General features: G+C 66.6%; 19 protein-coding genes. 10 read left to right on the top strand and 9 right to left on the bottom strand.

Going from position 1 to position 20277, the window contains the following annotated elements:
- Window positions 1-245: 245 nt before the first annotated feature.
- The 9 genes from rng to upp all read right to left on the bottom strand — a co-directional run bounded on the left by rng (window position 246) and on the right by upp (window position 8770).
- Window positions 246-1715, bottom strand: a complete 1470-nt coding sequence (gene rng / locus LJ656_RS31780; RefSeq protein ID WP_230513417.1) for a ribonuclease G — start codon at window positions 1713-1715, stop codon at window positions 246-248.
- A gap of 9 nt (window positions 1716-1724) precedes the next feature.
- A complete protein-coding gene (locus LJ656_RS31775; protein ID WP_230513416.1) occupies window positions 1725-2354 on the bottom strand; it encodes a Maf family protein in 630 nt (209 codons plus the stop codon).
- A 105-nt stretch (window positions 2355-2459) separates the two neighbouring features.
- Window positions 2460-2930 carry a 23S rRNA (pseudouridine(1915)-N(3))-methyltransferase RlmH gene (gene rlmH, locus LJ656_RS31770; protein ID WP_230513415.1) on the bottom strand — a complete coding sequence of 157 codons (471 nt, stop codon included), beginning with the start codon at window positions 2928-2930 and terminating at the stop codon, window positions 2460-2462.
- Between the two features lie 19 nt (window positions 2931-2949).
- Window positions 2950-3405, bottom strand: coding sequence for a ribosome silencing factor (rsfS, locus tag LJ656_RS31765; protein WP_230513414.1), 456 nt, complete (start codon window positions 3403-3405; stop codon window positions 2950-2952).
- A 4-nt stretch (window positions 3406-3409) separates the two neighbouring features.
- The gene (locus tag LJ656_RS31760) at window positions 3410-4102 is read right to left on the bottom strand and encodes a nicotinate-nucleotide adenylyltransferase (RefSeq protein WP_230513422.1); all 693 of its coding nucleotides are present in this window, start codon (window positions 4100-4102) and stop codon (window positions 3410-3412) included.
- Window positions 4103-4191: 89 nt separating this feature from the next.
- Window positions 4192-5115 (bottom strand): oxygen-dependent coproporphyrinogen oxidase, encoded by a 924-nt coding sequence (gene hemF / locus LJ656_RS31755; RefSeq protein ID WP_230513413.1) that lies wholly within the window; start codon window positions 5113-5115, stop codon window positions 4192-4194.
- 300 nt (window positions 5116-5415) lie between these two features.
- Window positions 5416-6693, bottom strand: coding sequence for a phosphoribosylamine--glycine ligase (purD, locus tag LJ656_RS31750; RefSeq protein ID WP_230513412.1), 1278 nt, complete (start codon window positions 6691-6693; stop codon window positions 5416-5418).
- Window positions 6694-6832: 139 nt separating this feature from the next.
- Window positions 6833-7561: a YebC/PmpR family DNA-binding transcriptional regulator gene (locus LJ656_RS31745; RefSeq protein WP_230513411.1), complete on the bottom strand. Its 729-nt coding sequence runs from the start codon at window positions 7559-7561 to the stop codon at window positions 6833-6835.
- A gap of 555 nt (window positions 7562-8116) precedes the next feature.
- Window positions 8117-8770 carry a uracil phosphoribosyltransferase gene (upp, locus tag LJ656_RS31740; protein WP_230513410.1) on the bottom strand — a complete coding sequence of 218 codons (654 nt, stop codon included), beginning with the start codon at window positions 8768-8770 and terminating at the stop codon, window positions 8117-8119.
- A gap of 325 nt (window positions 8771-9095) precedes the next feature.
- On the opposite strand from upp, the gene LJ656_RS31735 reads away from it, so the two are divergent.
- The 10 genes from LJ656_RS31735 to kdpE all read left to right on the top strand — a co-directional run bounded on the left by LJ656_RS31735 (window position 9096) and on the right by kdpE (window position 20224).
- Complete coding sequence (locus LJ656_RS31735; RefSeq protein WP_230513409.1) at window positions 9096-9875, top strand: SDR family oxidoreductase; 780 nt, start codon at window positions 9096-9098, stop codon at window positions 9873-9875.
- Between the two features lie 70 nt (window positions 9876-9945).
- The gene (locus LJ656_RS31730; protein WP_230513408.1) at window positions 9946-10335 is read left to right on the top strand and encodes a methylglyoxal synthase; all 390 of its coding nucleotides are present in this window, start codon (window positions 9946-9948) and stop codon (window positions 10333-10335) included.
- A 109-nt stretch (window positions 10336-10444) separates the two neighbouring features.
- The gene (locus LJ656_RS31725; RefSeq protein ID WP_230513421.1) at window positions 10445-11419 is read left to right on the top strand and encodes a quinone oxidoreductase family protein; all 975 of its coding nucleotides are present in this window, start codon (window positions 10445-10447) and stop codon (window positions 11417-11419) included.
- 215 nt (window positions 11420-11634) lie between these two features.
- Window positions 11635-11745, top strand: a complete 111-nt coding sequence (locus LJ656_RS31720) for a potassium ABC transporter ATPase (RefSeq protein WP_230513407.1) — start codon at window positions 11635-11637, stop codon at window positions 11743-11745.
- The gene (gene kdpF, locus LJ656_RS31715; protein ID WP_027197179.1) at window positions 11745-11837 is read left to right on the top strand and encodes a K(+)-transporting ATPase subunit F; all 93 of its coding nucleotides are present in this window, start codon (window positions 11745-11747) and stop codon (window positions 11835-11837) included. Before LJ656_RS31720 ends, kdpF begins: the two co-directional genes overlap by 1 nt.
- On the top strand, window positions 11834-13639 hold the full coding sequence (gene kdpA, locus LJ656_RS31710; protein WP_230513406.1) for a potassium-transporting ATPase subunit KdpA: 1806 nt from the start codon (window positions 11834-11836) through the stop codon (window positions 13637-13639). Before kdpF ends, kdpA begins: the two co-directional genes overlap by 4 nt.
- 122 nt (window positions 13640-13761) lie before the next feature.
- Window positions 13762-15885, top strand: a complete 2124-nt coding sequence (gene kdpB, locus LJ656_RS31705) for a potassium-transporting ATPase subunit KdpB (RefSeq protein ID WP_230513405.1) — start codon at window positions 13762-13764, stop codon at window positions 15883-15885.
- Window positions 15886-15944: 59 nt separating this feature from the next.
- Complete coding sequence (gene kdpC / locus LJ656_RS31700; RefSeq protein WP_230513404.1) at window positions 15945-16523, top strand: potassium-transporting ATPase subunit KdpC; 579 nt, start codon at window positions 15945-15947, stop codon at window positions 16521-16523.
- Window positions 16524-16659: 136 nt separating this feature from the next.
- The gene (locus tag LJ656_RS31695) at window positions 16660-19533 is read left to right on the top strand and encodes a DUF4118 domain-containing protein (RefSeq protein ID WP_230513403.1); all 2874 of its coding nucleotides are present in this window, start codon (window positions 16660-16662) and stop codon (window positions 19531-19533) included.
- The gene (kdpE, locus tag LJ656_RS31690; protein WP_230513402.1) at window positions 19526-20224 is read left to right on the top strand and encodes a two-component system response regulator KdpE; all 699 of its coding nucleotides are present in this window, start codon (window positions 19526-19528) and stop codon (window positions 20222-20224) included. Before LJ656_RS31695 ends, kdpE begins: the two co-directional genes overlap by 8 nt.
- The last annotated feature ends 53 nt before the right edge of the window (window positions 20225-20277 follow it).

The following is a 20277-nucleotide window of genomic DNA, read 5'->3' as shown; positions in this document are numbered from 1 at the left end:
AAGTCTGTACGCGCCGCATTTGACTGGTCATCCGCCATGAACCAGTTTGCCATTCTGTTTGGCGAGCGCTTCACCAATGCACGCGGGTAACTCCGCTAACCGCCTCGCACACAAAAATGCGGATAGGTCCTCGATCCCGATTCGGTTGAATAAAAAAAGCCGACCCTCACAAGTCGGCTTTCCTGTGCCTGGCGTTATGGGTCTTATCCACCCGCCCCACACGAACCCAAGCAACCCGCCGTGCGCTACATCAACACAATGTCATATTGTTCCTGACTCAAATTCGACTCCACCTGCAACGACACCGGCTTGCCGATGAAATCGATCAGCATCGCCAGATGCTGCGACTCTTCCTCGAGAAACAGATCGATCACCTGTTGTGAAGCGACCACGCGAAACTCGCGCGGATTGAACTGCCGCGACTCGCGCAGAATCTCGCGCAGTACGTCATAGCAAACAGTCCGCGCGGTCTTCACTTGCCCTTTACCCTGGCAAACCGGACAAGGCTCGCACAACACATGCGCGAGCGATTCCCGCGTGCGCTTGCGCGTCATTTCAACTAGCCCGAGCTGCGAGAAGCCATTCACGGTCACTCGCGTCCGATCGCGCGACAACGCCTTCTTCAATTCCCCCAGCACCTGATCGCGATGCTCGGCGTTCTCCATATCGATGAAGTCGATGATGATCACACCGCCCAGATTGCGCAGCCGCAGTTGCCGCGCGATCGTGTGCGCGGCTTCGAGGTTGGTCTTGAAGATCGTATCGTCGAAATTGCGCGCGCCGACGTAGCCGCCGGTGTTCACGTCGATCGTCGTCATCGCCTCGGTCTGGTCGATCACCAGATAGCCGCCCGACTTCAGCTCGACGCGGCGCGACAGCGCGCGCTGAATTTCGGCCTCGATGTTGTACAGATCGAATAGCGGCCGCTCGCCGGTGTAGTGATGCAGCTTCGACGACACCGCTGGTGTGAACTCCGCCGCGAAGTCGGCGAGCATCTGATGCGTCTCGCGCGAGTCGACCTGGATACGCGACGAGTCGTCGTTGACGAAATCGCGCAGCACCCGCTGCGCGAGATTCAGATCCTGGTACAGCAGACTCGTGGGCGGCATGCGCTGCGCTTGCGACAGAATCGTCGCCCACGTCTTGCGCAGATACGCGACATCGGCGGCGAGTTCTTCGCTGCTCGCATCCTCGGCGATCGTGCGCACGATATAGCCGCCTTTTTCATCGGCGGGAAGCACGGCGGTCAGCCGCGCGCGCACCGCTTCGCGTTCGGCCTCGCTTTCGATCTTCTGCGAGATGCCGATATGCGGCTCCTGCGGCAGATACACGAGCGTGCGTCCGGCAATGCTGACTTGAGTCGACAGGCGTGCACCCTTGGTGCCGATCGGGTCTTTGACGACCTGCACCATCAGCGTCTGTCCTTCGAAGACGATTTTTTCGATCGGCTGATGCGGTGTTTGATGCGGCGCTTCGCCGGCGATGCGCGGATGCCAGATGTCGGCGACGTGGAGAAACGCGGCGCGTTCGAGGCCGATGTCGATGAACGCGGATTGCATGCCCGGCAGCACACGCACAACCTTGCCCAGATAGACATTGCCGACGCGCCCGCGCGACAGCGTTCGTTCGACATGAAGTTCCTGGACGGCGCCCTGTTGAACGAGCGCGACGCGCGTTTCCTGCGGCGTGACATTAATCAGGATTTCTTCATTCATGGTGTTGTTTTAGAAGTCGATGCGCGCTGCACGCAGGAGGGCAGCGGTTTCAAAAAGCGGCAAACCCATGATACCCGAATAGGACCCGTCGATATGCTCGATAAACTCCGCCGCGCGCCCTTGCACGCCATAAGCACCGGCCTTGCCAAGGGGCTCGCCGCTCGCCGCATAGCGACGCAATGCGTCTGCGTGCACTGCAGCAAAACGCACCGTCGATACCGACAGCGCGCTGGGCAGCAACGCGCCGCCGGCATCGATCACCGCGACCGCGGTCAGCACTTCGTGCGTGCGGCCGGCGAGGCGCGTAAGCATCGCGACCGCGTCGTCGGCATCGACGGGCTTGCCGAGAATCGCGTCGTCGATCGTGACAGTCGTGTCGGCGACCAGAATCGGCCGCGCCGGATGGCCGCCGTCCACGAGCCGCGCGCGCGCCGCGTGCGCTTTCGCAATGCACACGCGTTGCACGTAAGCGTGCGCGGTCTCGCCGGGCAGCTCGGCTTCGAGCGCTTCGGCATCTTCATCGGGGCGCGGCAACAGCAGTTCGAAGCGCACGCCGAGCTGTTGCAGCAGCTCCTGGCGGCGCGGACTTTGCGAGGCGAGGTAGACGAACGGATGCAGCGAAGCGGAAGACGTGGACATGAATGGATCTCGTTGGAACGCGAGCGGATGGCGTGAGCGCGGTGAGCGTGGATGAATGGGAGGGAAGGGCGTTGCGCGTGCGCGCAGATCGCGAGCCCCGAACGCTCACGCGCGGTGATACGGATGGTTTTGCGTAATGGTCCACGCGCGATACAGCTGCTCGGCGAGCAGCACCCGCACCATCGCGTGCGGCAGCGTGAGACTGGAGACCCGCAGCAGCATGTCGGCGCGCGCTTTCAGCTCGGGGTCGAGTCCGTCCGCGCCGCCGATCAGGAAGGCCACGTCGCGGCCGTCCTGCTGCCAGTTCGGCAGCGCGCCCGCGAGCTGCATCGTGGTCCAGTCCTTGCCGCGCTCGTCGAGCGCGACGATGCGCGCGTTCTTTGGTAACGCGGCTTCGATCCTCTGGCGCTCGGCGGCCATCACGCTGTCGGCCGACCGCCCCGACGAGCGTTGCTCGGGCTTGAGCTCGCGCAACTCGATGCGCAGCTCGGGCGGCATGCGCTTCGCGTACTCGTCGAAGCCGGTGGCGATCCAGTCGGGCATCTTGTGGCCGACCGCGAGGATATGCAGTTTCATCGCGAGAGTCGTCGCGCGCTTACTTGCGACGCGCGGCGCTCTTGCGCGCGGGCTTGGCGGCCGGCGCTTGCTCTTCGTCGTCTTCCTCGTCGTCGCCTTCGCTCGCGCGCGCGCCGCCGAACGGATTCGGCGTCGACAGCTTGAGCCGCACCGGCTTGTCGCCCCAGATTTCTTCGAGGTTGTAGTACTGGCGCAGCGCCGGTTGCAGGATGTGAACGATCGCGTCGCCGCAATCGACCAGCACCCATTCGCCGATGTCCTCGCCTTCGGTGCTGATGATCTCGCCGCCGGCTTCTTTTACGCCTTCGCGCACGCTCGACGCGAGCGCCTTGGTTTGCCGGTTCGAGGTACCGCTCGCGACGATCACGCGATCGAACAGCGAGGTCAGATGGGAGGTGTTGAACACCTTGATGTCTTGCGCCTTGACGTCTTCGAGAGCGTCGACGATCACGCGCTGCAGTTTGCGAATATCCATGGAGTTACCGGTGGTACAGATGATGTTGAAGAATATAGTCCCACACCGCGGCGGGGACGTGACTCGCGGCCTGATCCTGCTGCGCCTCGCCGCCCGCGTGGGCGAGGCGGCGTTCGACCTGCTCGCGCAGATGCGCGCGAATTTCGGTGGCCGACACGTTGAACGCGAGAGTCGTGTCGATCAGCAGATGGCCGCAGCGGGTTGCCTGCAATACTTCGGCGCTCGCGCGCCGCGCGGCGATTTCTTCGGCGACCGCGGGAGGGATCGACCCAAGGTCGAAACCGGGCCGCGTGGCCACGCCGATATGCGCGAGCTCGAACAGGCGCCGCCAGTCGCGCCATGTGTCGAGGTGCACCAGTTGATCCGCGCCGATCAATAGGGTGATCGATGCGTCGTCGCCTTCGCGCTCGCGCCAGCGCTCGAGCGTGTCGACCGTGTAGGTCGGGCCGTCGTGCTCGATTTCGTCGGTCGCCACGCGCACGCTCGCACCCGGCAGCGTCAGCGCGGCGGCCGCCGCGCGGGTCATCGCGAGCCGGTGTTCGGCCGGCGACACGCCCGCTTTCTGCCACGGCTGGCCGGCCGGCAGCAGCACCAGTTCGGTCAGCCGCAGCACCTGCGCGAAACGCCGCGCGAGCGCGAGGTGGCCGTCGTGGATCGGATCGAAGGTGCCGCCCAGCAGACCGATCCGGCGAGGCAGGGCGACAGGGTGAACGTTCGGCTTCAGATGCGGATCCTTTGTCGTGACCGTCGGCGAGCTGTCAGGCGGGCCGGTAAAGCGCCGGTGCGTCACACCCACTCGCGCGGCACGAGAAAATCGCTATACAAACGCGCTTCCGGCGTACCCGGCTCGGGCTGCCAGTCGTAGCGCCAGTTCACCACGGGCGGCATCGACATCAGGATCGATTCGGTGCGTCCGCCGCTTTGCAGTCCAAACAGTGTGCCACGGTCGAAGACCAGATTGAACTCGACGTAGCGGCCGCGCCGGTAGCCCTGGAACGCGCGCTCGGCGTCGCCATACGGCGTGTCGCGGCGCCGTTCGATGATCGGCAGATACGCTTTCAGGAAACTGTCGCCGACGCTCTTGAGCATAGCGAACGATTGCTCGAAACCAAGCTCCGCGAAATCGTCGAAGAAAATTCCGCCGATGCCGCGCGGTTCGTTGCGGTGTTTCAGGAAGAAGTATTCGTCGCACCAGCGCTTGAAGCGCGGGTACAGGTCCGCGCCGTAAGGCGCGAGCGCGTCGCGGCAGACCTCGTGGAAATGCCGTGCGTCTTCCTCGTAGCCGTAATAGGGCGTCAGATCCATTCCGCCGCCGAACCAGAACACCGGCTCTTCGCCCGCCTTGGTCGCGATCAGCATCCGCACGTTCATATGCACGGTCGGGCAGTGCGGATTGCGCGGATGCAGCACCAGCGACACGCCCATCGCCTCGAACCCGCGTCCGGCCAGGTGCGGGCGCGCGGCGCTGGCCGAGCCCGGCAGCGCGTCGCCGGCGACGTCCGAGAAACCGATGCCCGCGCGCTCGAAAAACTGGCCGCCTTCGAGAATCCGCGTGACGCCGCCGCCCCGCAGCTTCTCGCCCGGGGCGCGTTGCCACGCGTCGGTTGCGAACGGCATGCCGTCGAACGCGCCGAGGGTGTCGGCGATTTGCGTTTGCAGGCCTTGCAGCCAACTGCGCACGATCTGTGCGTCGTAGCTCGAATTGCTCATGAATGCGGGTGCTGAGGCGGCACGCTCGGCGTGCCGCGGGTTCTTCGAATCAGGCGCTGGCCGCGTGCGGGACTGGAGAGGCCCACGCGGGCCGGTCGTTCTGGTGAGGCGGGCGGGGCGCCGGGGCCGCTGCGGGCGGCGCTTGGCCGAGCCTGCATGATCCGCGCTGCCCCGCCCGCCGCGCCGAGCGCGCAACACCCCAGTGTAGCGCCGGCGCCGCCGCTGCCGGCCGCCCACGCGCGCCGGCGGGGACAACCGGCGCGCAGGCAAACGCGGAGACAATCGCGAAGACAAACGCGCTTACTGCTTGTTGCGGTTCAGCGCGCGGAAGCCGATGTCGCGGCGGTACTGCATGCCGTCGAAGGCGATCTGGTTGATCGTTTCGTACGCGGCGGCCTGCGCGGTGCGCACCGAGTCCGCCAGACCGACCACGCACAGCACGCGGCCGCCCGAGGTGGTCAGCTTGCCGTCGGCGAGCGTGGTGCCGGCGTGGAACGTGACCGAATCCGCGGTCTCGGCGGGGATGCCGTTGATGCGGTCGCCCTTGCGCGGGGTATCCGGATAGTTGTACGCGGCCAGCACGACGCCGAGCGCGGTACGGCGGTCCCATTCGAGTTCGACCGTATCCAGCGTGCCGGCGATCGCCTGTTCGACGACCTTCGAGAAGTCGCCCTTCAGACGCGCCATGATCGGCTGCGTTTCGGGGTCGCCCATCCGGCAGTTGAATTCGAGCGTCTTCGGGTTGCCTTGCGCGTCGATCATCAGACCGGCGTACAGGAAGCCGGTGTAGCGGATGCCTTCCTTTTCCATCCCGCGCACGGTCGGCAGGATGATTTCGCGCATCACGCGCGCGTGCAACTGCGGCGTAACGATCGGCGCGGGCGAGTAGGCGCCCATGCCGCCGGTGTTCGGACCCTGGTCGCCGTCGAGCAGACGCTTGTGATCCTGGCTCGATGCGAGCGCGAGCACGTGCTTGCCGTCGACCATCACGATGAAGCTCGCTTCCTCGCCGGCGAGGAATTCCTCGATCACGACGCGCGCGCCGGCATCGCCGAGCTTGTTGTCCGACAGCATCATGTCGACCGCCGCGTGCGCTTCTTCCAGCGTCTGCGCGACCACCACGCCCTTGCCGGCGGCGAGGCCGTCGGCCTTGATCACGATCGGCGCACCCTTGGCGTCCAGATACGCGTGCGCGGCGGCGACGTCGGCGAAGGTTTCGTATTCGGCGGTCGGAATGGCGTGGCGCTTCATGAACGCCTTCGCGAAGTCCTTCGAGCTTTCGAGCTGCGCGGCTTCCTTGCTCGGTCCGAAGATCTTCAGACCGCGCGCGCGGAACAGGTTGACGATGCCCGCGGCGAGCGGCCCTTCCGGCCCGACCAGCGTGAAGGCGATCTGCTCTTTCTCGACGAAATCGGCGAGCGCGGCCGGCTCGGTGATGTCGAGATTGCGCAGACGCTCATCCTGAGCGGTGCCGCCGTTGCCCGGCGCGACGTAGACGAGCTGGACCCGCGGCGATTGCGCGAGCTTCCATGCGAGCGCATGTTCGCGACCGCCGGAACCGACGACGAGTAACTTCATGTGAATCCCCGAGACTTGAAAACTATAAACGGCTGAGCGAAACGCCCAGCCGTGCAATAAAACCTGCGTGGCGCGGGCCGGCGAGGCCCACAGCCGGCGGCGCGCGGCGCGCTATGCGTCACGCGAGGCCGGCGCGCCGTCATGCGTCGGCGATCGACGCGTTCGTGTACACGTCTTGGACATCGTCCAGGTTTTCCAGCGCGTCGAGCAGCTTCTGCATCTTGACCGCGTCGTCGCCGGTGAACTCGACTTCGTTCTGCGGCTTCATCGTGACTTCGGCCAGTTCGGCCTTGAAGCCAGCAGCTTCCAGCGCGGCCTTGACCTTCGAGAAATCGTTCGGCGGGCACAGCACTTCGATGCTGCCGTCCTCGTTCGTGACGACGTCGTCGGCGCCGGCTTCGAGCGCGGCTTCCATCAGCGCGTCTTCGGCGGTGCCGGGCGCGAACAGGAACTGGCCGACGTGATCGAACATGAACGACACCGAGCCGTCGGTGCCCATGTTGCCGCCGTTCTTCGAGAACGCGTGGCGCACTTCCGCGACCGTGCGGGTGCGGTTATCGGTCATTGTGTCGACGATCACCGCCGCGCCGCCGATGCCGTAGCCTTCGTAGCGGATCTCTTCGTAGTTTGCGCCGTCCGCGCCGCCGACGCCGCGCTGGATCGCACGGTTGATGTTGTCCTTCGGCATGTTGGCGTCGTACGCCTTGTCGACCGCGAGCCGCAGACGCGGGTTCGAGTCGATTTCGCCGCCGCCCATCCGCGCCGCGACCTGGATTTCCTTGATGAGCCGCGTCCAGATCTTGCCGCGCTTGGCATCGGCCGCTGCTTTCTTATGCTTGATGTTGGCCCATTTCGAATGACCCGCCATACCTTTTCTCCGTCGCGCGCGCCAGCGGGGCGCACGCATAGTGCAATTGTCGTTGCGATGTCGGGCGCGACTCGCGCGCCTCGATGTGAAACCGTCTGCTGAAAGACTGCCGGCGGGGCCTTGCCCCGAGCCCGTCGGCGCTCTGCCTGCCGGGGCCGGCCCGCTCTGGCCTGGCCGCGGTGCCGGCCGTTCCCTTGTCTTGCGCCTCGTTGCCGTCCGTTTGCGTTGGCGCCGCCTGCGGCATCACCGCCGGTGAAGCGGGGCCGCGGGTAGCGGCAGCGCGGTTGGGGCGGGACGGCTTGCCGGCGGCAAACAGGGCGCCGGTCGAACAGGCACCGGGTGCGGGTGCCGGGGCGAGGCGCCGCGCCAGCGCACATCGGCGCACATTACGCCAGTCGATGTGCCGGCGATGGCGCGCGTGAGCGTGCGGGTCGGCTGGTCGAGCGGATGCGAATTTTATCACGCCGGGCCGGTGCGGCAGAGGGGATGTGGCGTGCGCGCGGCGCGCCGGGCCGGCGCCGCGCGTCGTCGCGACGGGCCGGCCGCGGGCCGCTCTCAGTTCTTGGTGCCGAACAGCCGGTCGCCCGCGTCGCCGAGGCCGGGCACGATATACGCATGCTCGTTCAGATGCGAATCGAGCGACGCGACGAACAGCTTGACGTCCGGGTGCGCGTCCTGAAACACCTGCACGCCTTCCGGCGCGGCGACCAGCGCGAGGAACATGATGTTTTCGGCGGCGACGTTGCGGCGCTTCAGAACATCGACCGCGTGCACCGCCGAGTAGCCGGTCGCGACCATCGGATCGCACAGGATGAACACGCGGTCTTCGAGGTCCGGCAGCCGCACCAGGTATTCGACCGGGCGGTGATCGTCCGCGCGGTACACGCCGATGTGGCCGACCCGCGCCGACGGCACCAGTTCGAGCAGCCCGTCGGACATGCCGATGCCCGCGCGCAGCACCGGCACGATCGCGAGCTTCTTGCCGGCGATCACCGGCGCGTCGATCTCGACCAGCGGCGTGGTGATGCGGCGGGTGGTCATCGGCAGGTTGCGGGTGATCTCGTAGCCCATCAGCAGCGTGATCTCGCGCAGCAGTTCGCGGAACGTGCGCGTCGAGGTGTCCCGGTCGCGCATATGCGACAGCTTGTGCTGGATCAGCGGGTGATCGAGGATGAAAAGATTGGGAAAGCGGCTGTCCTGGGTGGTCATGGCGGGGCCCGCGCGCGGCGGCAAGGTGGATCGGTTCGGCGCGCGTGGCTGTTTGCGGTTCGTGCCGTGGGCGATTGGGCCGCCGGCGTCACCCCGTGGCGCGCGCCACGCCGCAAGTTTACCGAAAGAGTGGCGCCGGGCGATACCGGAGATTGCAGTCGGGGCGGGTGCGCCGGCGTTTCGCGATTCAGGCGGCCGGGCACAGTCCGGCACCGATTCTTCTAGAATCTGGGGAAACTTCCCCGCGCCCGCGCGCCGGCGCTAACACCGGCGCTGGGACTGAGACACTCCGAGACGAAAACACAAGGACACGAGGACACACACGATGGACATGGGAATCGCAGGACGTACCGCGCTGGTCTGCGCGGCGAGCAAGGGTCTCGGGCGCGGCTGCGCGGAAGCGCTCGCCGCCGAGGGCGTCAATCTGACGATCGTCGCGCGCACCGCCGAGACGCTCGAGGCGACCGCCGCCGAGATCCGCCAGCAAAGCGGCGTCGAAGTAAAGACGGTCGCGTGCGACATCACCACGCCCGAAGGGCGCGCCGCGGCACTCGCCGCCTGTCCGCAGCCGGACATTCTGGTCAACAACGCGGGCGGCCCGCCGCCGGGCGACTTCCGCAACTTCACGCACGACGACTGGATCCGCGCGCTCGAAGCGAACATGCTGACGCCGATCGAGCTGATTCGTCAGACCATCGACTCGATGAGCGCGCGCGGCTTCGGCCGGATCGTCAACATCACGAGTTCGGCGGTGAAGGCGCCGATCGACGTGCTGGGTCTGTCGAACGGCGCGCGCTCGGGGCTGACCGGCTTCGTCGCGGGCCTCGCGCGCAAGGTCGCGCCGACCGGCGTGACGATCAACAACCTGCTGCCGGGCCTGTTCGACACCGACCGCATCGCCGTCACGTTCGAGGCGCAGGCGAAGACCTACAACATCTCCGTCGAAGAAGCGCGCCAGCAGCGCATGAAAACGATCCCGGCCGGCCGCTTCGGCAATCGCGACGAGTTCGGTCGCGCGTGCGCGTTCCTGTGCAGCACGCATGCCGGCTACATCACCGGGCAGAACTGGCTGATCGACGGCGGCGCGTTTCCGGGCACGTTCTGAGCCGGCCGCGCTGAATCGCCCCGACGCACCACAACAACGACAATCACAACGGTTTGAGGAGTCTTACGTCATGACCACCCGCATTGCGCTGATCGCGCACGATCACAAGAAGGACGACATCGTCAAACTGGCCGGCGAGTACGTCGACACGCTCAGGCGTTGCGACATCGTCGCGACCGGCACCACCGGCGGGCGCATCAGCGACGCGCATGGACTGAACGTCGAGCGCATGCTGTCCGGCCCGCACGGCGGCGACCTGCAGATCGGCGCGCAACTCGCGGAAGGGCGGGTCGACATGGTGATCTTCCTGCGCGATCCGATGACGCCGCAGCCGCACGAGCCGGACATCAACGCGCTGGTGCGCGCGTGCGACGTGCACAACATCCCGTGCGCGACCAATATCTCGACCGCGCGCATGGTGCTCGACGTGCTGACGCTGCGCATGAGCGGAGCAGCCTGAACGTACCCCCGCGGCCGCGCGCGGTCGCATGGCGTCGCGCGGCGCCGCGCCGGCAACCCGCATCCGTCCCGGCATTCACAACGACATTCCGACAAATCAAGGAGACATGATGGTCAAGGCAATCCGTTTCGAGAAAACCGGCGGCCCCGAAGTGATGAAGTGGGTCGACGTCGAAGTGGGCGAACCCGGCGCGGGCGAGATCCGCATCCGTCAGACGGCGGTCGGCCTCAATTACATCGACGTGTATTTCCGCACCGGCCTGTATCCGTTGCCGCTGCCCGGCGGCCTGGGCATGGAGGCGGCCGGCGAGGTGATTGCGCTCGGCGCGGGCGTCGAAGGTCTGCAAGTCGGCGACCGGGTCGCGTATGTCGGCCGGCCGCCCGGCGCGTATGCGCAGGAGCGTGTGCTGCCGGCCGCGCAGGTCGTCAAACTGCCCGATGCGGTCAGCGACGAGCAGGCCGCGTCGGTGATGTTGCAGGGGTTGACCGCGCAATATCTGCTGCGCCGCACGTATCGCGTGCAGCCGGGCGACACGATCCTGATCCAGGCCGCGGCGGGCGGCGTCGGTTTGCTGGTGTGCCAGTGGGCAAAGGCGCTCGGCGCGACCGTGATCGGCACGGTCAGCTCCGACGCAAAAGCCGAGGTCGCGAAAGCCCACGGCTGTGATCACCCGATCGTCTACACGCGCGAGAACTTCACGAAGCGCGTGCGCGAGATCACCAACGGCGCGGGCGTGCCGGTCGTCTACGATTCGATCGGTAAGGACACCTTCGAGAAGTCGCTCGACTGTCTGGCGCCGCTGGGTCTGTTCGTCAGCTTCGGCAATGCGTCGGGTCCGCTGCCGCCGATCGACTCGTCGGAATTCGCCGGCCGCGGCTCGCTTTTCTTCACGCGGCCGACGTTGTTTACGTATATGGCCAGGCGCACCGACTACGAGGCGATGTCGGCCGAACTGTTCGACGTGCTCGCGTCGGGCAAGGTGAACGCCAGCATCAATCAGCGTTATGCGCTGTCGGATGTCGGTCAGGCGCATGCGGATCTCGAAGCGCGTCGTACTACGGGTTCGACGATTCTGTTGCCATAAACCCATCCACGCATACCCGCCGGGCCAACCGGCCGGTTGCCGACCCGCAGCACTGAAGGGCCGCCCCATCGCAAGATGGCGCGGCCCTTTCTTTTTAGCGGCCCGGTCCACTCCATTTACGCGATTTTTACGTCCGCCCCTGCATCTTTGACCAGCCCTTTACGCTGATCGGCATACCGTTCTACCCATCCAGAATCCGTGAATGGAGAACAACAATGGATGTGCTGTATGTCGGGGGGCTCGTGCTATTTGCCGTGCTGACCATTGGACTGATTGGCGGCTGCGAGAAGCTGATGCAGTTGCGCCGTGGGCAAGGAGCGCGCTAATGACCTGGATGCTGTGGCTCGCCGGTGCGTGCACCGCGCTGCTGTTCGTTTATCTCGTGTATGCGCTGCTGCGCGCGGAGGACATTGAATGAACGCGAACAATGTCCTGCAGGCAGGGCTGTTTATCGTCGTGCTGCTGGCCGCCGCGGTGCCGGTTGCGCGCTATCTCGGCGCGGTGATCGACGGCAGCTCGCGGGTGGTGCGCATCGGCGCGCCGCTCGAGCGGCTGCTGTACCGCGTCGCCGGCGTCGATCCGAGCGAGGAGATGGGCTGGAAGCACTATGCGATCGCGACCGTCGCGTTCAACGTGCTCGGCGTGCTGTTCCTCTACGTGCTGCTGCGCGTGCAGGGCTGGTTGCCTGGCAATCCGCAGCAGTTCGGCGCGATGTCGGTGGACAGCGCGTTCAACACCGCGGTCAGCTTCGTCGCCAATACCAACTGGCAGGACTACACGCCCGAGCAAACGGTCAGCTATCTGACCCAGATGCTCGGCCTGACCGTGCAGAACTTTTTGTCGGCGGCGACCGGCATCGTCGTCGTGATCGCGCTGATTCGCGGCTTCGCGCGGCATAGCGCGCAGACCATCGGCAACTTCTGGGTCGACCTCACGCGCGTCACGCTGTACGTGCTGATTCCGATGGCGGCGATCGTCGCCGCGCTGCTGATGAGCCAGGGCGTGATCCAGAACTTCAAGGCCTATCAGGACGTGCCGACGTTGCAGACCACGACCTACGCGGCGCCGAAGCTCGACGCGCAAGGCAATCCGCTGAAGGATGCAAAGGGCAACCCGGTCACGGTCGATACCCCGGTGAAGACGCAGACCATCGCAATGGGCCCGGTCGCGTCGCAGGAAGCGATCAAGATGCTCGGCACCAACGGCGGCGGCTTTTTCAACGGCAACTCTGCGCATCCGTTCGAGAACCCGACGCCGTTTTCGAACATGCTGCAGATGTTCGCGATCCTGATCATTCCGGCGGCGCTCGCGCTGCTGTTCGGCCGCATGATCGGCGACCGCCGTCAGGGCGTCGCGGTGCTCGCGGCGATGACGATCGCGTTCGGCGTGTGCGTGTTCGGCGAGATCGCCGCGGAGCAGGGCGGCAATCCGGCCTTTACCGCGCTCAACGTCGACCAGTCGGCCAATGCGTTGCAGTCCGGCGGCAATGCGGAAGGCAAGGAAACCCGCTTCGGCATCGCGCAGTCGGGCATCTTCACGGTGGCGACCACCGCGGCTTCCTGCGGCGCGGTCGCCAATACGCACGACTCGCTGACGCCGCTCGGCGGCCTGTTGCCGATGCTGCTGATGCAGCTCGGCGAAGTGATCTTCGGCGGCGTCGGTTCGGGGCTGTACGGGATGCTGGTGTTCGCGCTGCTGGCGGTGTTCGTGGCCGGCTTGATGATCGGCCGCACTCCTGAGTATGTCGGCAAGAAGATCGAAGCGTATGAGATGAAGATGGTGTCGATCGTCGTGCTGCTGACGCCGCTGCTGGTGCTGGTCGGCACGTCGTTCGCGGTGCTCACCGACGCGGGTCGCGCCGGTATTGCGAACCCCGACGCGCATGGCTTCTCCGAAATCCTCTACGCGTTCAGTTCGGCCGCCAACAACAACGGCAGCGCATTTGCGGGGCTGTCGGTGAACACGCCGTTCTACAACTGGCTCACCGCGATCGCGATGTGGTTCGGGCGCTTCGGCACGATCGTGCCGGTGCTGGCGATCGCCGGCTCGCTGGCCGCGAAAAAGCGCATCGGCGTCACCGGCGGCACGCTGCCCACGCATGGACCGCTGTTCGTCGTGCTGCTGCTCGGCACGGTGCTGCTGGTCGGCGCGCTCACTTATGTGCCGGCGCTCGCGCTCGGCCCCGGCGTCGAGCATCTGATGATGATGGGCGCGCACTGACGCCGCCGTTGCCAACCAGCGACTGAGAACAGCTCATACAGCGCGCGCCTGCAAGCAGCCGCACCGAGCGGAAACGCCGCCGGCATCCGCGCGGCGCGCGCCTGGCGATATTCGAGGATTCAATGACTGAACATAACGCTACACGGTCCATGTTCGACCCGGCGCTCGTGCGCCCGGCGATCGTGGACTCTTTCAGGAAGCTCACGCCGCGCACCCAGTTCCGCAACCCGGTGATGTTCTGCGTGTACGTGGGCAGCATTCTGACCACCGTCTTGTGGATCGCCGCGCTCGGCGGCCAGGCCGAGGCGCCCGCCGGATTCATTCTCGCGGTCACGCTGTGGCTGTGGTTCACGGTGCTGTTCGCGAACTTCGCGGAGGCGCTCGCCGAGGGCCGCTCAAAGGCGCAGGCCGCGTCGCTGCGTAGTGCGAAGAAAGACGTGATGGCCAAGAAGCTCAACGAGCCGCATCCGAAATCGCCGATCCGCATCATGACCGCGTCCGATCTGCGCCGCGACGACGTCGTGCTGGTCGAGACCGGCGACGTGATCCCGGCCGACGGCGAAGTGATCGACGGCGTCGCGTCGGTCGACGAGTCGGCGATCACCGGCGAATCGGCACCGGTGATCCGCGAGTCGGGCGGCGACTTTTCGTCGGTGACGGGCGGCACGCGGGTGCTGTCGGACTGGATCGTCGTGCGGGTGACCGCCAATCCGGGCGAGGCGTTCCTCGACCGGATGATCGCGATGGTCGAAGGCGCGAAGCGCGCGAAGACGCCGAACGAAATCGCGCTGACCATCCTGCTGGTCGCGCTGACGATCGTGATGCTGCTCGCGACCGCGACGCTGCTGCCGTTCTCGATGTTCTCAGTTGAAGCCGCTCACCTGGCCAATTCGGCGGGCCACGTCGTGACGATCACCGCGCTCGCCGCGCTGCTGGTGTGCCTGATTCCGACCACGATCGGCGGGCTGCTGTCGGCGATCGGCGTGGCCGGCATGAGCCGCATGATGCAGGCCAACGTGATCGCCACTTCCGGCCGCGCGGTCGAAGCGGCCGGCGACGTCGACGTGCTGCTGCTCGACAAGACCGGCACGATCACGCTCGGCAATCGTCAGGCATCGCAGTTCCTGCCGGCGCCGGGCATCAGCGAAGAGGCGCTGGCCGATGCCGCGCAACTGTCGTCGCTGGCCGACGAAACGCCGGAAGGCCGCAGCATCGTGGTGCTCGCCAAGCAGCGCTTCAATATCCGTCAGCGCGATATGGCGTCGCTGCATGCGGTGTTTCTCGCGTTCACCGCGCAGACGCGCATGAGCGGCGTCGACCTCGCGCCGCCGGGAACCCCGGCCGGCACGCACGGCCGCGAGATCCGCAAGGGCGCGGCCGATGCGGTCAAGCACTACGTCGAAGTCAACGGCGGGCGCTTCCCGAACGAAGTCAGCAACGCGGTCGCCGAGGTCGCGCGCCGCGGCAGCACCCCGCTGGTGGTCGCCGAGAAGGGCGAGCAGGGCGCGCGCGTACTCGGCGTGATCGAACTGAAGGACGTCGTGAAGGGCGGCATCAAGGAACGCTTCGCGGAACTGCGCAAGATGGGTATCAAGACCGTGATGGTGACCGGCGACAACCGCCTGACCGCGGCGGCGATCGCCGCCGAAGCGGGGGTCGACGACTTCCTCGCCGAAGCGACCCCGGAAACCAAGCTCGCGACGATCCGCGCGCACCAGGCCGAAGGGCGCCTCGTCGCGATGACCGGCGACGGCACCAACGACGCGCCCGCGCTCGCGCAGGCCGACGTCGCGGTGGCGATGAACACCGGCACCCAGGCCGCGAAGGAAGCGGGCAACATGGTCGATCTCGATTCGAACCCGACCAAGCTCATCGAGATCGTCGAGATCGGCAAGCAGATGCTGATGACGCGCGGCTCGCTGACCACCTTCTCGATCGCCAACGACGTCGCCAAGTACTTCGCGATCATTCCGGCCGCGTTCGCATCGACCTATCCGGCGTTGAACGCGCTGAACGTGATGCATCTGGCGACGCCGACCTCCGCGATCATGTCGGCGGTGATTTTCAACGCGCTGATCATCGTGCTGCTGATTCCGCTCGCGCTCAAGGGCGTGCGTTATCGCGCGCTGGGCGCGGCGATCCTGCTGCGCCGCAATTTGCTGGTGTATGGGCTCGGCGGGATCATCGTGCCGTTCATCGGCATCAAGCTGATCGATATGGTGCTGGCCGCGTTCGGCTGGGTGTGAACGCGCACAGCCACGCAGCGAAGAAATGACGAAGTGCTGAAAAGGGAAAGAGACCCATCATGAAAAATCTGTTCCGTCCGTTGCTGGTGATCTTCGCGGTGCTGACCGCCATCACCGGACTCGCGTATCCCGCGGTGATGACCGCGTTCGGCCAGGCGGTGTTTCACCGGCAGGCCAACGGCAGTCTGATCGAGCGCGACGGCAAGGTGGTCGGCTCGCAGCTGATCGGCCAGCAGTTCGATGCGCCGCAGTACTTCTGGGGCCGGCTGTCGGCGACCAGCCCGATGCCGTATAACCCGCAAGCTTCGGGCGGCTCCAATCTCGGGCCTAACAATCCGGCGCTGCTCGATGAGATCAAGGGCCGGCTTGCCGCGCTGAAGGCGGCCGGCACCGATATGTCGAAGCCGGTGCCGGTCGATCTGGTCACCTCGTCGGGCAGCGGGCTCGATCCGGAGATCAGCCCGGCGGCGGCCGCGTATCAGGTGCAGCGCGTCGCCAATGCGCGCAAGCTCGCGCCGAACGACGTAGAGGCGCTGGTCGAGCGCTATACGACGGGGCGCCAGTTCGGCGTGCTCGGCGAGCCGCGCGTGAACGTGCTGATGCTCAATCTCGCGCTGGATGAGATGAAGCGCGGGTGAGCGGCGAACGCCGCGGTTCATGGCGGTACAGCGGCGCCCACGCGGCGCCGCGTCGCTATTTGCGGGCCGGCGCGGCCCGTGCCACCATGCAGGCGAGCGCCGCTCGCATCACCACGAGAATCAATCGACCCCCGGCATGAACCGCCCCGATCCAGACGAACTGCTCGACAAGCTGCAGCGCGATGAAGAAAAGCGCCAGCGCGGCCGGCTGAAGATTTTCTTCGGCGCGTCGGCCGGTGTCGGCAAGACCTATGCGATGTTGCAGGCCGCGCGCCGCCGCCTCGAAGAAGGTGTCGACGTGCTGGTCGGCATCGCCGAAACGCATGGCCGCGGCGAAACCGCCGCGCTGCTCGCGGGGCTCGAGGTGCTGCCGCTCGTTAAGATCGAGTACCGCGGCCGCCAGCTCGGCGAGTTCGACCTCGATGCCGCGCTCGCGCGCAAGCCGCAACTGATCCTCGTCGACGAACTCGCGCATTCGAACGTGCAGGGCGCGCGCCATCTGAAGCGCTGGCAGGACGTCTATGAACTGCTCGACGCGGGCATCGACGTCTATACGACGGTCAACGTGCAGCACCTCGAAAGCCTGAACGACGTGGTCGGCCAGATCACCGGGATCCGCGTATGGGAGACCGTGCCCGATCGCGTGTTCGATCACGCGGACGAAGTCACGCTCGTCGATCTGCCCGCCGAAGAACTGCTCGACAGGATGCGCGACGGCAAGGTGTACATGGCCCAGCAAGCCGAGCGCGCGGTGCGCAACTTCTTTCGCAAGGGCAATCTGATCGCGCTGCGCGAACTGGCGCTGCGCCGCACCGCCGACCGCGTCGACGCGCAGATGCGCGAGTACCGCGCCGACCGTTCGATCCAGCGCGTGTGGCAGGCGCGCGAACGCGTGCTGGTGTGCGTCGGTCCCGGGCCGGAGGCGCCCGCGCTGGTGCGCGCGGCCGCGCGGCTCGCGGCGAGCCTGAGAGCCGACTGGCTCGCGGTCTATGTCGAGACGCCGGCGTTGCAGCGGCTGCCCGATGCGCGCCGCGAGCGCACGCTGAACGCGCTGAAGCTCGCGGCCGAACTCGGCGCCGAGACCGCGACGCTGGCCGCCACCGATGCGCTCGACGCATTGATCGGCTACGCGCAGGCGCGCAACGTGTCGAAGCTGGTCGCGGGCGCGTCGTCGCGCACCGGCGTGAGCCGCTGGTTGCGCCGGCCGTTCGCCGAGCGCATCGCGCAGAAGAGCGGCGATCTCGAGCTGACGCTGGTCCGCGCGTCGTCCGAACGCGACGGCGGCGCGCAGCGGCGTTTGCTGAACACGACCGCGAACGCGTGGCGCGAGTCGTTGAGCGCGGCCCGCGAGCGCCGCTCGCCGCCGCGCGCGTATGCGCTCGCGCTGGCGATCGGCACCGCGATCACGCTGCTGTCGAGCACGTTGATCGACCGTATCGATCTGACCAACCTCGTGATGCTGTATCTGCTCGGCGTGATCTTCACCGCGGTGAAGCTCGGGCGCGGGCCGGGGGTGGTGCTGTCGTTCGCGAGCGTCGCCGCGTTCGATTTCTTTTTCGTGCCGCCGCGGATGTCGTTGTCGGTCTCCGATACGCAGTACTTACTGACGTTCTTCGGCATGCTGCTGACCTCGCTGGTGATCAGCCATCTGACTTCGAGCCTGCGCCGCGAGGCGAGCGTCGCGCGGCGCCGCGAGCAGCGTACCGGCGCGATGTACGAGATGGCGCGCGAGCTGGCCGCCGCGTTGACCACCGAGCAGATCGTCGGGATCGGCAGCCGCCACGTGAGCGAGGTGTTCGGCGCGCGCGTCGCGATTCTGCTGCCGGACAGCGCCGATCAGATCAGACAGAAGATCGAGAATCCCGACGCGGCGATCACGCTCGACGGCGAGCAGCTCGATCTCGATGTCGGTCAGTGGGTCTACGATCAGCAGAAGCCGGCCGGTCACGGCACCGACACGTTGCCGGCCGCCGCCGCGCTGTACCTGCCGCTGAAGGCGCCGATGCGCACGCGCGGCGTGCTCGGCGTGGTGGTGCGCGACGAGCACGAGCTGGCGGTGCCCGAGCAGCGCCGCATGCTCGATGCGTTCGCCGCGCAGATCGCGCTGGCGCTCGAACGCGTGCATTACGTCGATATCGCCCGCGATGCGCTCGTCAATATGGAGTCCGAGCGGCTGCGCAATTCGCTGCTGTCGGCGATCTCGCACGATTTGCGCACGCCGCTGACGACGATCGTCGGATTTTCGTCGATGCTGGCGCAGACGCACCAGCGCAACCAGGCAACCGATGCCGATGCCGCCGATGCCGGGCGCAGCGACGAACTCGTCGAAGCGATCCACGAAGAGGCGCTGCGGATGACCGACATCGTCACCAATCTGCTCGACATGGCGCGGCTGCAGGCCGGCCGTCTGCAACTGAACCAGCAGTGGACGCTGCTGGAGGAAACCGTCGGCGCCGCGCTGCGCGCGTGCAAGCGGGTGCTGGCGGGACATCCGGTGCGGGTCACGCTGCCCGCCGAGCTGCCGCTGCTGCATCTGGACGCGGTGTTGATGGAGCGGCTGTTCTCGAACCTGTTCGAGAACGCCGCGAAGTACACCGCGGCCGGCACACCGCTCGAGATCGGCGCGCAGCAGATCGACGCCGACGGCGCGTCGTTCGTGCGCGTGACGATCGACGACCACGGCCCGGGATTGCCCGCCGGCATGGAAGCGCGCGTGTTCGAGAAATTCACGCGGGGCGAGAAAGAGTCGGCGAAACCGGGCATCGGTCTCGGGCTCGCGATCTGCCGCGCGATCGTCGATGCGCACGGCGGTACAATCGGCGCGCTGAACAGGCTCGGCCCCGACGGTGGCGTCGAAGGCGCGCGCTTCTGGTTCACGCTGCCGGTCAGCACACCGCCCGACGCGCCCGACGTGCTGGAAGACGACAACGAAAACGAAGACGAAGAGCGCAACGCGGGCGACACCGCCGCCGCCGATCTCCATCCGCTGACCCGACCCGCCCATGAGTGACCCGAACATCACCGTCGTTCTGATCGAAGACGAAAAACAGATTCGCCGCTTCGTGCGCGCCGCGCTCGAAGGCGAGGGGATCGCCGTGCACGACGCCGAAACCGGCAAGCAGGGGCTCGTCGAAGCGGCGACGCGCAAGCCCGATCTGGTGATCGTCGATCTCGGGCTGCCCGATACCGACGGCCTCGAAGTGATTCGCGAGCTGCGCGGCTGGAGCGAGCTGCCGGTGATCGTGCTGTCGGCGCGTACCCAGGAAAGCGAGAAGGTCGCCGCGCTCGATGCCGGCGCCGACGACTACCTGACCAAGCCGTTCGGCGTATCCGAACTGCTCGCGCGGATTCGCGCGCATCTGCGCCGGCGCAATCACGGCGGCGCGAACGAGTCGCCGCAGGTGAGCTTCGGCGCGGTGACCGTCGATCTGGCGCTGCGCAAGGTCACGCGCGACGGCGCGCCGATCCATCTGACGCCGATCGAATACCGGCTGCTCGCGACGCTGGTGCGCCACGCCGGCCGCGTGCTCACGCACCGGCAACTGCTGCGCGACGTGTGGGGGCCGTCGCATGTCGAGAGCAATCACTATCTGCGCATCTATATGGGTCATCTGCGCGGCAAGCTGGAACGCGATCCGGCGCAGCCGGAGCATATCGTCACCGAGACGGGGGTCGGTTACCGGCTGGTCGGCGCGGCGTAAGTCGCCGTGTAAGTCCCGCCGTAAGCCCCGCCGGGCGCGCCAGTTCCGCTCCG

The sequence above is a fragment of the Paraburkholderia sejongensis genome, assembly GCF_020880815.1.
GTDB lineage: Bacteria > Pseudomonadota > Gammaproteobacteria > Burkholderiales > Burkholderiaceae > Paraburkholderia > Paraburkholderia sejongensis.
This window is presented reverse-complemented; position numbering and strand designations above follow the sequence as displayed.